Raw genomic sequence first — 11,524 nt, forward strand, 5'->3', positions numbered from 1 at the left:
GGCGCCCGCCGTGCATGTCCCATACCCATACGGACAGCCGCGACGCGGCTCATCCGGTGGCGAGCCGCTCGATCAGGGTGAGCGAGTGCGTGTTGTACGCGGCGATGATCGCCCGGGCGGCGTCGTTGTCGCGGTCGATCAGGGCGTCGACCAGCTGGGTGTGACCGGCCCACAGCTCGCCGCGCAGATCGGTGAGCCGGCGCAGGTGCGGCACCGCGCAGACCCAGGTCTGCACGCGCAGCCGGTTCAGGAAGTCGGCGAGGTAGGGGTTGCCGAAGCAGGCGCCGAGCTCGCGCCAGAAGCGCAGGTCGTACCCGATGAGGACGCTGAGATCACCGGCCGCGGCGGCCCGCTGCGCCTCCTCGCCGCGCCTGCGGACCCCGGCGACGACGGCGGCGTACCGGGGATCGTCCGGCCGCACCGCGCCCGGGTGCCCCTCGGTCAGTGCGAGGAACATGCCCTCGATGACGAGACCGCGCGCCTCGATCATGCCGCGGAAGTCCTCGACCGAGTACTCGTGGACCCGGAAGCCGCGGTGCTGGTCGGCGTCGAGAAGTCCCTGCGCGGAGAGGTCGACGAGCGCCTCGCGCACCGGCGTCGCGGAGACCCCGTACTGCTCGGCGATCTCCTTGACGGTGAACTCCTGCCCCGGCTGGAGCCGCCCGGCCAGCACCTCGTCACGAAGCGCGTCGGCGATCTGCTGTCGCAGGGTGTTGCGCGTCACGGCGCCGTTGCCGGAGCTGGCGGGCATTGTCAGGGCGTCTCCCTCGTCGCGTTCGGGTGGCGTGCGCGTGTTATGGATGTCTACGAGCACGCCACCTTACGCGTTCGAATGAGGCGCGAGGATGTCGGTTACTGACGGGTTTACAGGTGTTTACCGTGGGTGTCCGGTGTCTGCCGGGTGCCCGTGTCTACCGCGTGTGCTCGTCCGCCACCGACAGCGCCGCGTCCAGCGCCGCCAGGCCTTCCTTGAGCTCGGCCTCGCTGATGTTGCAGGGCGGCACGACGTGCGTCCGGTTCATGTTCACGAAGGGCCACAGTCCGCCCTTCTTCGCGGCGGCGGCGAAGGCGGCCATGGGGGCGTTCGCCTCACCGGCCGCGTTGTACGGCACCAGCGGCTCCCGCGTCTCGCGGTCGCGCACCAGCTCCAGCGCCCAGAACATGCCGGTGCCGCGCACCTCGCCGACGCTCGGGTGCCGCTCGGCGAGCGCCCGCAGCTCCGGTCCGACGACGTCGGCGCCGAGCCGGGCCGCGTTCTCGACGACGCCCTCCTCCGCCATGACCTCGATCGTCGCCACCGCCGCCGCGCACGCCAGCGGGTGCCCGGAGTACGTCAGACCGCCGGGGTAGGGCCGCTTGCCGAACGTCTCGGCTATCGCGCCGGAGATCGCGACACCGCCGAGCGGGACGTAGCCGCTGTTCACGCCCTTGGCGAAGGTCAGCAGGTCGGGCGTGACACCGAACAGGTCCGCCGCGAACCACTCGCCGGTCCGTCCGAAGCCGGCCATGACCTCGTCCAGGACGAAGACGATCCCGTACGTGTCGCACAGCTCGCGCACGCCCGCGAGATAGCCGGGCGGCGGGACCATGATCCCGGCCGTGCCCGGGATCGTCTCCAGGATGATCGCCGCGACGGTCGAGGGGCCCTCGAAGCGGATCGTCGTCTCCAGGTGCTCCAGCGCCCGGGCGCACTCCTGCTCCTCGGTCTCGGCGTAGAAGCGGGAGCGGTAGAGGTAGGGCGCCCAGAAGTGCACGACCCCGGCCGTGCCGCTGTCGGAGGCCCAGCGGCGCGGGTCGCCGGTGATGTTCACGGCCTGCTGGGTGCCGCCGTGGTACGAGCGGTACGCCGAGAGCACCTTCGGGCGGCCGGTGTGCAGCCGGGCCATCCGGACGGCGTGCTCGACGGCGTCGGCACCGCCGTTGGTGAAGAAGATCTTGTCCAGGTCGCCCGGGGTCCGCTCGGCGATCAGCCGGGCCGCCTCCGATCGCGCCTCGATGGCGAAGGCGGGTGCGAAGGTCGTCATCTTCGCCGCCTGCTCCTGGATCGCGGCGACGATCTTCGGGTGCTGGTAGCCGACGTTGGTGTAGACGAGCCCGCTGGAGAAGTCGAGGTAGCGGCGGCCGTCGTAGTCCCAGAAGTACGACCCCTCGGCACCGGCGACGGCGAGCGGGTCGATGAGCTCCTGAGCGGACCAGGAGTGGAACACGTGGTCACGGTCGGCGGCCTTGACGGCGGCGCCGGCTTCGGGGTTCGGCTGAGGGGTCATGCGGGCGAGCGTAGGCAGGGCGGGCGGGGGCGGGAAATCGGCGTCGTGTGTGAGGTCCGGGGGTTTCCGCGACAGGTTGTCGACGGGAAGGCGCCGCGCGGCGGATCTCTTGACAATATGCTGTCTTTTTGACAGTGTGTTGTCATGCAGAACCGAGGAGGAGCCATGAGCGGCAAACCCGTCCATCTCGCCGTGTACGACACCCTCGCCGACTGGGAGACCGGCCACGCAACCGCCCACCTCGCCCGCGCCGGCCACGAGATCCGCACCGTCGGCCCGTCCACGGCCCCCGTGCGGAGCACCGGCGGACTGCGTATCCAGCCCGACCTGGCCCTGGCGGACCTGCGCCCCGAGGACAGCGCGCTGCTGATCCTCCCGGGCGCCGACCTCTGGGACACCTCGGGCGACCTCGCCCCCTTCGCCCGCACCGCCCGGGCCTTCCTCGACGCGGGCGTCCCGGTCGCCGCGATCTGCGGCGCCACCGCCGGGCTCGCCCGCGAGGGCCTGCTCGACGACCGTGATCACACGAGTGCGATCTCCTTCTACCTGGCCGCGACCGGCTACGCGGGCGGCGGGCGCTACGTCGAGGCCGACGCCGTCACCGACGGCGACCTGGTCACCGCCGGCCCGACCGAGCCCGTCGCCTTCGCCCGGGAGATCCTCCGGCTGCTCGGGGTGTACGAGGGCGAGGTGCTGGACGCCTGGTACCGGCTCTTCCACGACTCCGACGCGGCGGCGTACGAGGTGCTGGAGAAGGCCGGGGCGCTGTGAGCCGGGAGCGTCAGGACCTGCTCAGCAGCAGCGCCCTCGGGGTGTTCCGGCTCAACGGCCAGTTCCTCGCCGTCGCGGAGGAACTGGCCCGGCCCGCCGGGCTCACCGCCGCCTGGTGGCAGGTGCTCGGCGCGGTCCTCGGGGAGCCGCTGCCCGTCTCCGGCATCGCCCGCGCCATGGGCATCACACGGCAGAGCGTCCAGCGCATCGCCGACCTGCTCGTCGGCAAGGGGCTCGCCGAGTACCGGCCGAACCCGGCGCACCGCCGCGCCAAGCTCCTCGCGCCCACGGCGGAGGGACGTGCGGCGATCGCCCGGATCGACCCCGGGCACGCGGCGTTCGCCGACCGGCTGGCCGAGGCGTTCGGTCAGGAGGAGCTGGCGGAGGCGGTGCGGCTGCTGGAACGCCTGTCCACGGTGCTCGACCAGGTGGGTCCGCCTGTTACGGAACCGTAGAAGTTGTCCAGGTCACCCCGCCCCGGCCCCGCACTATTCTCGGTCTGTTGCTCACGTGTGGGGGGAAGGCGGCTGAGCGATGGAGAAGCTGGGGCCCGGGGATCCGCAGCACATCGGTTCGTACCGGCTGCTGGCGCGGCTCGGCGCGGGGGGCATGGGCCACGTGTACCTGGCCCGCTCCGGGCGGGGCCGTACGGTCGCCGTGAAGCTCGTGCGCGAGGAACTCGCCGCGCAGGAGGAGTTCCGTGAGCGGTTCCGGCAGGAGGTGCAGGCCGCACGGCGGGTCGGCGGGTACTGGACGGCGCCGGTGCTGGACGCCGACACCGAGGCGGCCGTGCCGTGGGTCGCCACCGGGTACGTCGCCGGGCCGAGCCTGCAGCAGGTCGTCGGGCACGACCACGGTGCCCTGCCCGAACGGACGGTGCGCATCCTCGCGGCCGGGCTCGCGCACGCGCTCCAGGACATCCACGCGGCCGGCATCGTCCACCGCGACCTCAAGCCGTCCAACGTGCTGGTCACCATCGACGGCCCGCGCGTCATCGACTTCGGCATCGCCCGCGCCCTGGAGACCGTGACGGACGGCGGACTCACGCGCACCGGCGCGCTCGTCGGGTCGCCCGGCTTCATGGCGCCCGAGCAGGTGCGGGGCGACCGCATCACCCCGGCGTGCGACGTCTTCTGCCTCGGCTCGGTACTCGCCTACGCCGCCACCGGCGCCCTGCCGTTCGGCAGCGCCAACAGCGGCGTGCACGCCCTGATGTTCCGCATCGCCCAGGAGGAACCGGACCTGGAGGGCGTCCCCGAGGGCATCGCCGACCTCGTCCGGGACTGCCTGCGCAAGGACCCCGCCGCCCGGCCCTCCCTCGACCGCGTCCTGCAGCGCACGGGCGCGGACGACACCGTCTCCGACGGCCGCGCCCTCGACCCCTGGCTGCCGAGCGCACTGGTGGCCCAACTGGGGCGGCACGCGGTGCGCTTGCTGGAGACGGAGGATCCGGAGGGGGAGACCGGGCAGGCCCGGCCCGCCGGCGAGGCCGACCGGGGACCCGTGCGACCGGCCCCCACCGGCCCGCAGGCGGACAGCGGCGCCGGGAAGCAGCCGGGCGCCGTCCCCACGGCCGGGTCCGGCCCCGGCCCCACCCCCGAACACGCCCCCACCGCCGACGAGTCGGCACCGCGCCCCGCCGTGCCCCACGTCCCCGCGACGGCGCCCGCGGCGACCCCCGCCCCGCCCTCGCCCGGTCTGCCCGGCCCGCAGGGCGGCGGGCCGCCGGTGAACCATCTGCCCACCCTGGCCGCCGGGCAGAGCGCGCCCCCGGCACCTCACCACCTGCCGGGCCCGGGCGCACCGCCCCACCCGCAGCCCCGGCCGCAGACGCCCCCGCACCCGGCGTACGGATACCCCCAGCAGCACCCCCAGCCCGGCGCCCCGGGCGTCCCCCCGGCGCACCCCGCCTACGGGGGTCTCGGCTCCACCCCGCCGTACGGCCCGCCGCCCTACGGCACGACTCCGCCGTACGGCCCCCCGCAGCCCCGGCCGACGCGGGGGGACGGCCGTTCCACCGCGCTGCTCGTCGTGATCGCCCTGGTCGTCGCGCTCGCCGCGGGCGGGTCGGTGTACGCCCTGATGCAGGGCGGCGACGACCGGGCCGACGACGGCCGCGGCGGCACGCAGAGCACGGGCCCGTCACCGACCGCCCCGGGCCCCTCCCCGACGACCTCGCAGCCGGACACCTCGCCCTCCCCGGCGGACGGCACGATCCCGGCCGGATACCTCGGCACCTGGAGCACGACCATCGACAACGCCGACGGCGAGCACAGCCGTTCGCTCACCCTCCAGCAGGGCGAACCGGGCGACACCGTCCTGTCCCTCGTGGCCGACGGCCCGACCCGGGGCGGCGGCACCTACCACTGCGTCTTCGAGGGCCGGTTGACCGCGGACCCCGGCACCGGCGGCGCGCTGCAGATCGGCCCCACCACCGTCAAGGTCGGTCAGCCGCGCACCGCCTGCACCCCCGGTGCGGCCACCGAGGTGACGCTCCTGACGAACGGCACGCTGGAACGCGTGAACACGAGCAGCGGGGAACGACTGGCGTACACGAAGCAGTGACCGACGCCGAGCCGGGGACGAGCTCGCCGACGTTCCCGGTCACCTCGCCGGGGGCCGGCCGGCGGTGAACGCCCGTCGGCCACCGCCGCGTCGGACCTCATGCGTCTTCGGGCCGGCGGCCAGAGCGGGCCGGGCCGAGGCCTCTCACCTCGGCTCGGGCGGGCGCTGGCGGGGCATGTTCGGCCGGGTGCCGCCGTGCGGGGGCACCGTGAAGCGTCCGTTCACCCCCGCCTCGGCCCCGCGTCCCGGCGCCGGGAACACCACCGCCTGCAACCCCGCCGGTGCGGCGGCCCCCGCCCGGAACTCCCCCATCCAGTCCGCCGTCTCCACCCGGACCAGCTCCGTCAGGTCCTCGGAGAACCTCCGCAGCACCCCGAGGCACCGCTCGGCGGCCTCCCCGGCCGTCCCCTCGGCCGGGCCCAGCACCTCCCGCACGCTCTCGGCCGCCCAGTCGAACTGCAGGGCCTGCAGCCGCCGCTGCACGGCCTGCGCGGTGGCCACGTCCCGCATCCAGCCGGACGTCACCCCGAAGTACCGGTCGACGGCCACGCACGCCACCCCCAACAGCAGCGCCAGGCACCCCCAGGGCGCGACCCCGCCCGCGACCCCGGTCAGATCCAGCAGCGGCAGCGCGACCCCGGTGACCGCCCCGGACGCGGCCCCGCAGCGCAGCACCCGCGCGCACCGCCGCTTCCACACCCGGTCGGCGAGGTACCAGGCCGCCGTCCGCAGGGCCCCGCGCTCCACCCACCGGTACAGGTCGTCCAGCCGGACCGCCGGCTCGCCCCAGTCCCCGAGCGGGAAGACCCGCCCGGTCAGATCGCCCGGCCGCAGCCCGGCCGCCGCCTGCTCGCCCCGCCCGTCCTGAGGCGGCCCCTCGGGCTGCATCTCCGGCTGACCCACCCGGCACTCCTCACTGACCACGAATGACCACGTACGGTTCACCCACCGATCACGCTGCGCGATGGACGAAAGCCGCATCCGGAACGCGCCCGACCCTTCCTACCCCCCAATGGGTGGCGAAGACGTAGCTTTCGCCTCTTTTCCGCCCGGAAGTATTCCTTGATCAGGTATAGGGCGCGAGGGGGACTCACTCGAAAGAGTGTTGCGGCGACGGCAGCCCCGACCACGTAGGCTCGTGCCGAACGGGAAAACCCGTACCGAGCAAGGAGCTGATCGTGATCCCCGGTGGTGGCCAGCCCAATATGCAGCAGCTGCTCCAGCAGGCCCAGAAGATGCAACAGGACCTGGCACAGGCGCAGGAGGAACTGGCGCAGACGGAGGTCGACGGGCAGGCGGGCGGCGGTCTGGTGACGGCCACCGTCACCGGCGCCGGCGAGCTGCGCGCCCTGAAGATCGACCCGAAGGCGGTGGACCCGGAGGACACCGAGACCCTCGCCGACCTGGTCGTGGCGGCCGTGCAGGCGGCCAACGAGAACGCGCAGACGCTCCAGCAGGAAAAGCTCGGACCGCTCGCACAGGGCCTGGGCGGCGGCGGTATCCCCGGCCTGCCGTTCTGACCCGGCGCACCGCCTTCCTCCGACAGGCGGCAGACAACTACGGTACGTACGGGACGGTACGCACCGACCCCGAAGACCCAGGAAGGGCAGTCCGTTGTACGAAGGCGTGGTCCAGGACCTGATCGACGAGCTGGGGCGGCTGCCCGGCGTCGGTCCGAAGAGCGCCCAGCGGATCGCCTTCCACATTCTCCAGGCCGAGCCGACGGACGTACGGCGTCTCGCACAGGCCCTGATGGAGGTCAAGGCGAAGGTCCGCTTCTGCGCGACCTGCGGCAACGTCGCGCAGGAGGAGCTGTGCAACATCTGCCGCGACACCCGCCGCGAGCCTGCCGTCATCTGTGTGGTCGAGGAGCCGAAGGACGTCGTGGCGATCGAGCGCACGCGTGAGTTCCGGGGCCGCTACCACGTCCTGGGCGGCGCGATCAGCCCGATCGACGGGGTGGGCCCCGACGACCTGCGCATCAGGGAACTCCTGGCCCGCCTCGCGGACGGGACGGTCACCGAGCTCATCCTCGCCACGGACCCGAACCTGGAGGGCGAGGCGACGGCGACGTACCTCGCCCGCATGATCAAGCCCATGGGCCTGAAGGTCACCCGCCTGGCCAGCGGCCTCCCGGTGGGTGGGGACCTGGAATACGCGGACGAGGTCACTCTCGGACGCGCCTTCGAGGGGAGACGACTCCTAGATGTCTGACGCCACGCTGCACGCGACCGGCCAGAACCCGGACGATTTCGCGGTCCAGATCGCGGACCAGATCGAGAGCTTCCTGGTCGCCGTCACGGAGGTCGCCAAGGGCGACGAGCCGGAATCGGCCGTGCCCTTCCTCCTCCTGGAGGTTTCCCAGCTCCTCCTGGCCGGCGGCCGCCTCGGCGCGCACGAGGACATCGTGCCCGACGAACGCTACGAACCCGACTCGGGCCCCGAGGCGGACGTCGACGAGCTCCGCGAGAACCTGGCCCGCCTGCTGGACCCGATCGACGTCTACTCCGAGGTCTTCGACCCCTACGAGCCCCGCAAGGCCCCGGTTCCGGCCCGTATCTCCGACGACCTCACGGACGTCATCACGGACCTGCGCCACGGCATGTCCCACTACCGGGCGGGCCGCACCACCGAGGCCCTGTGGTGGTGGCAGTTCTCCTACTTCTCCAACTGGGGCTCCACCGCCTCCGCGAGCCTGCGGGCCCTGCAGTCGGTGCTCGCCCACGTCCGCCTCAACCAGCCCCTCGCCGAACTCGACGGCCTGGACACCGACCAGGGCATGGGCGACGACACACTGGAGATCGAGGCGGGCCGCGTGATGGCGGAGGAGATCGCGGGCCCCCTGGGCATCCGCCCGGCCACGTAGTCGACTCCGGTTCCCCTCACCTGCCCAAGGCGGTGGCCAGGGCCTCCCCGTCGACGTAGGGAGCGGTCGGCGTCGGCTCGCTGTACCACCTGAGCGGCCAGGTGTTTCCCTCGAGGGCCGGGATCCCGATGTACGTGACCGTGACCGTACGCGGGTCCCGGCCGCCCAACCGCTGCACGCCGAGCGGCCAGTCGCGCCCCCGTACCGCGCCGGGGGCGAGCAGGAAGTACACCCACCGCGGCCCGCTCGCCTCGCACACGATCGGCCCCGCGTCCCCGTCCGACACCTCGGCCAGCCACTCGGCGACCAGCTCCCCCCGCACGCCCTCGACCCGCACCGCGTCGAAGTGCACGCCCGCCACGTGGAGTTGATGATCTGCCACCGGAACCCACTCGGGGCGGTGAATCGCGTTCGTCATGGCCACACTGTGCTGCCCGCTCGGCTACGGTCGGTAGCGACTGTGGTGGTACACACGCTGATGTAACCGTCGGAGGTGGGCGCTGTGCCGGGCCAGTACAACTCCAATTCCCAGCCGCCGGTCGCCTGGCGCTACAGCGGCAACCAGCTGAAGCGCTGGCGCACGAAGGCGAACGTCAGCCGTGAGGAACTGGCCGTCGCCGCCAACTACTCCCCGGACACGATCAAGTCCATGGAACAGGGCGTCCGCATGCCGACGCCCCGGGTCCTCGACGCGGCTGACGAGCTGTGCCGGGCGGAGGGGCTGCTGAGCGCGGCCAAGGAGTACCTGCAGAGGGAGAGGTTCCCGGCGCGGGCGCAGGACTTCATGGAGAGGGAGCGGGACGCGATCAGTCACTGGTCCTACGAAGTCACCTATGTGCCGGGTCTCTTGCAGACGCGGCACTACGCAGGTGCCCTCATCGAGAACCATGTCCCGCCCCTGGACGACGACACGGTGGAGGAACGGATTGCCGCACGCTTGGCACGGCAGGTGCTCCTGACCGAAGGGAAACCGCCAGTCGCCTTCTGCTTCGTCGTCTACGAGGCCGCACTGCGCAATCCGCTGGTTGACGTGGGGCAGCTGAGTCACCTGCTGGAGGTGTCCAGGCTGCGCAACGTCGTGCTCCAGGTGCTGCCGTTCGCAGGGACCGTTCCCACCGCCCTGATGGGACCCATGGTGCTCCTGGAGACGCGCGACCATGAGCGGTTCGCCTTCGCGGAAGGGCCGTTGGTGAGTGAGTTCTCGGCTGATCCGGGGGTTGTCCGCCTCGCGGCGGAGCGGCTTAGCATGATCCGCACGCAGGCTCTCGATCCCACTGAGTCGGCCCATTTCATCGAGCGGATGGTGGATCAGTCATGAAGGACCAGCTGCGCTGGATCAAGTCGAGCTACAGCGACTCCGAGGGCGGCAACTGCGTCGAAGTCGCCGTGTCCACCCCCATCCACATCCGCGACTCCAAGACCCCCGGCGGCCCACAGCTCCACGTCACCGCGCCCGCCTGGGCGGCCTTCGTCTCGGCGGTCCGGCCGTTGCGCCGTAGCCGGCTGAGCCGCTGAGGATCAGATCCGTACGGCCGTCCCCGTCACGCCGATGCCCGTGTCCGGTTCCGCCGGTACCGTCACCGTGATCGTGCTCGGGCGTCCCAGGTCCGCGCCCTGGTGGACCGTCAGGGTCGCCGGGGTCGGTACCAGGCCGAACTCGCGCAGGTAGCCGCCGAACGCGGCCGCAGCCGCCCCCGTCGCCGGGTCCTCCACCACGCCGCCGGGCGGGAAGGGGTTGCGGGCGTGGAAGACGGTGGGGGACTCCCGCCAGACCAGGTCGATCGTGGTCCAGTCCCGGCGTGCCATGAGGGCGGCCAGCGCGGCCATGTCGTAGTCCAGGTCCGCCAGCCGCTCGCGGCTCGCGGCGGCGATGACCGGGTGCCAGGCCCCGGCGAAGGCCACCCGGGGCGGCAGCGCCGGGTCCAGGTCATCGGCGGCCCAGCCCAGGATCGCCAGCAGTTCGGCGAGGTCGCCCTCCTCGAGCGGGACGCTGCGCGGCGCGACGCTGACCAGGGTCGCCACGAGGCTGCCGTCCGCCGCCCGGTCGGTGCTCACGCTGACCGGGCCGGCCGGGGTGCGCAGCGACAGCCGTCCGGTGCCGTGCCGCTCCGCGTGCGCCACCGCCGTGGCGATCGTCGCGTGGCCGCAGAACGGCACCTCGGCGAGCGGGCTGAAGTAGCGCACGTCCAAGGGCCCGTCGCCGGAGTCCACGACGAACGCCGTCTCCGAGTAGCCGACTTCGGCCGCCGTCGCCAGCATCGCCGCGTCGTCGGCGCCGCTCGCGTCGAGCACCACCCCCGCGGGGTTGCCGCCCTCGGGATCCGTGCTGAACGCCACGTAGCGCAAGGTCTCCATGCGCCGACCGTAGCGCCCGATCCCCGTTCACGCCGCGTGATTTGGATGCCTCTTGTACGTCCCCTGTACGCGGGCTGCACGGGCCCTGGCCCGTGGGACGCGAGGCTGGAGTCACTTCCACCGCGGAGAACGCGGAGGGAAGCAGACTCCCCTCGATCCCTCAGGAGACGTCATGGACCGCCGCCCCGCCCGCCGGCACATAGCCGCCCTCACCACCGCCACCGCAGTCCTGGCCGCCGGCACCTTCGCCCTCGGAACCGGGGTCGCCGGAGCGGACGCGCAGGGCAAGGGCGACAGGCACGCCAAGCCGGCGACCAAGGCGCAGGTGCTCGGACTGTTCGACGCCTGGAACGCCGCCCTGCAGACCGGCGATCCGAAGAAGGTCGCGGACCTGTACGCGAAGGACGCGGTCCTGCTGCCGACCGTCTCCAACCAGGTCCGCACCGACAGAGCCGCGATCGTCGACTACTTCGAGCACTTCCTGCGGAACAAGCCCCATGGGACCAAGGTCGAGTCCGTCGTCAACGTCCTCGACCGCGACACCGTCATCGACACCGGCGTCTACGAGTTCGCGTTCACCGACCACGCCACGGGCGAGAAGAGCACCGTCAAGGCCCGCTACACCTACGCCTACGAGAAGCAGCCGAACGGGAAGTGGCTGATCGTGAACCACCACTCCTCGAAGATGCCGCAGGGCTGA

General features: G+C 72.5%; 14 protein-coding genes. 9 read left to right on the forward strand and 5 right to left on the reverse strand.

The features are described from left to right. Positions 1-49 precede the first annotated feature (49 nt). Both AB0F04_RS22980 and AB0F04_RS22985 read right to left on the reverse strand, forming a co-directional pair. Entirely contained in the window at positions 50-751 is a 702-nt protein-coding gene (locus AB0F04_RS22980) for a GntR family transcriptional regulator (RefSeq protein WP_362043977.1), read from the reverse strand. A 160-nt stretch (positions 752-911) separates the two neighbouring features. Beyond that, positions 912-2,267, reverse strand: a complete 1,356-nt coding sequence (locus AB0F04_RS22985) for an aspartate aminotransferase family protein (RefSeq protein ID WP_362043979.1) — start codon at positions 2,265-2,267, stop codon at positions 912-914. Between the two features lie 165 nt (positions 2,268-2,432). On the opposite strand from AB0F04_RS22985, the gene AB0F04_RS22990 reads away from it, so the two are divergent. The 3 genes from AB0F04_RS22990 to AB0F04_RS23000 all read left to right on the forward strand — a co-directional run bounded on the left by AB0F04_RS22990 (position 2,433) and on the right by AB0F04_RS23000 (position 5,603). Further along, positions 2,433-3,038 (forward strand): DJ-1/PfpI family protein, encoded by a 606-nt coding sequence (locus tag AB0F04_RS22990; RefSeq protein WP_362043981.1) that lies wholly within the window; start codon positions 2,433-2,435, stop codon positions 3,036-3,038. Continuing rightward, the gene (locus AB0F04_RS22995; RefSeq protein ID WP_362043983.1) at positions 3,035-3,493 is read left to right on the forward strand and encodes a MarR family transcriptional regulator; all 459 of its coding nucleotides are present in this window, start codon (positions 3,035-3,037) and stop codon (positions 3,491-3,493) included. Before AB0F04_RS22990 ends, AB0F04_RS22995 begins: the two co-directional genes overlap by 4 nt. A gap of 79 nt (positions 3,494-3,572) precedes the next feature. Next, positions 3,573-5,603, forward strand: a complete 2,031-nt coding sequence (locus AB0F04_RS23000) for a protein kinase (RefSeq protein ID WP_362043985.1) — start codon at positions 3,573-3,575, stop codon at positions 5,601-5,603. Between the two features lie 144 nt (positions 5,604-5,747). On the opposite strand, the gene AB0F04_RS23005 is transcribed toward AB0F04_RS23000, so the two are convergent. Then, positions 5,748-6,506, reverse strand: a complete 759-nt coding sequence (locus tag AB0F04_RS23005) for an SLATT domain-containing protein (RefSeq protein WP_362043987.1) — start codon at positions 6,504-6,506, stop codon at positions 5,748-5,750. Positions 6,507-6,781: 275 nt separating this feature from the next. On the opposite strand from AB0F04_RS23005, the gene AB0F04_RS23010 reads away from it, so the two are divergent. From AB0F04_RS23010 to AB0F04_RS23020, 3 genes are all read left to right on the forward strand, one after another. Further along, on the forward strand, positions 6,782-7,123 hold the full coding sequence (locus AB0F04_RS23010; protein ID WP_362043989.1) for a YbaB/EbfC family nucleoid-associated protein: 342 nt from the start codon (positions 6,782-6,784) through the stop codon (positions 7,121-7,123). Between the two features lie 94 nt (positions 7,124-7,217). Further along, the gene (gene recR / locus AB0F04_RS23015) at positions 7,218-7,817 is read left to right on the forward strand and encodes a recombination mediator RecR (protein ID WP_362043990.1); all 600 of its coding nucleotides are present in this window, start codon (positions 7,218-7,220) and stop codon (positions 7,815-7,817) included. Then, positions 7,810-8,469, forward strand: a complete 660-nt coding sequence (locus AB0F04_RS23020; RefSeq protein WP_362043992.1) for a DUF5063 domain-containing protein — start codon at positions 7,810-7,812, stop codon at positions 8,467-8,469. The genes recR and AB0F04_RS23020 overlap by 8 nt, the downstream gene beginning before the upstream one ends. Positions 8,470-8,485: 16 nt before the next feature. On the opposite strand, the gene AB0F04_RS23025 is transcribed toward AB0F04_RS23020, so the two are convergent. Continuing rightward, positions 8,486-8,887, reverse strand: a complete 402-nt coding sequence (locus AB0F04_RS23025) for a hypothetical protein (protein ID WP_362043994.1) — start codon at positions 8,885-8,887, stop codon at positions 8,486-8,488. 84 nt (positions 8,888-8,971) lie between these two features. On the opposite strand from AB0F04_RS23025, the gene AB0F04_RS23030 reads away from it, so the two are divergent. Continuing rightward, positions 8,972-9,787 (forward strand): helix-turn-helix transcriptional regulator, encoded by an 816-nt coding sequence (locus AB0F04_RS23030; protein WP_362044298.1) that lies wholly within the window; start codon positions 8,972-8,974, stop codon positions 9,785-9,787. Next, the gene (locus AB0F04_RS23035) at positions 9,784-9,984 is read left to right on the forward strand and encodes a DUF397 domain-containing protein (protein WP_362043996.1); all 201 of its coding nucleotides are present in this window, start codon (positions 9,784-9,786) and stop codon (positions 9,982-9,984) included. Before AB0F04_RS23030 ends, AB0F04_RS23035 begins: the two co-directional genes overlap by 4 nt. A 3-nt stretch (positions 9,985-9,987) precedes the next feature. Here AB0F04_RS23035 and AB0F04_RS23040 read toward each other — a convergent pair whose 3' ends face one another. Continuing rightward, positions 9,988-10,824: a PhzF family phenazine biosynthesis isomerase gene (locus AB0F04_RS23040; protein ID WP_362043998.1), complete on the reverse strand. Its 837-nt coding sequence runs from the start codon at positions 10,822-10,824 to the stop codon at positions 9,988-9,990. A gap of 172 nt (positions 10,825-10,996) precedes the next feature. On the opposite strand from AB0F04_RS23040, the gene AB0F04_RS23045 reads away from it, so the two are divergent. Then, entirely contained in the window at positions 10,997-11,524 is a 528-nt protein-coding gene (locus AB0F04_RS23045; protein ID WP_362043999.1) for an SgcJ/EcaC family oxidoreductase, read from the forward strand.

This window comes from Streptomyces sp. NPDC029041, assembly GCF_040637515.1.
Lineage (GTDB): Bacteria > Actinomycetota > Actinomycetes > Streptomycetales > Streptomycetaceae > Streptomyces.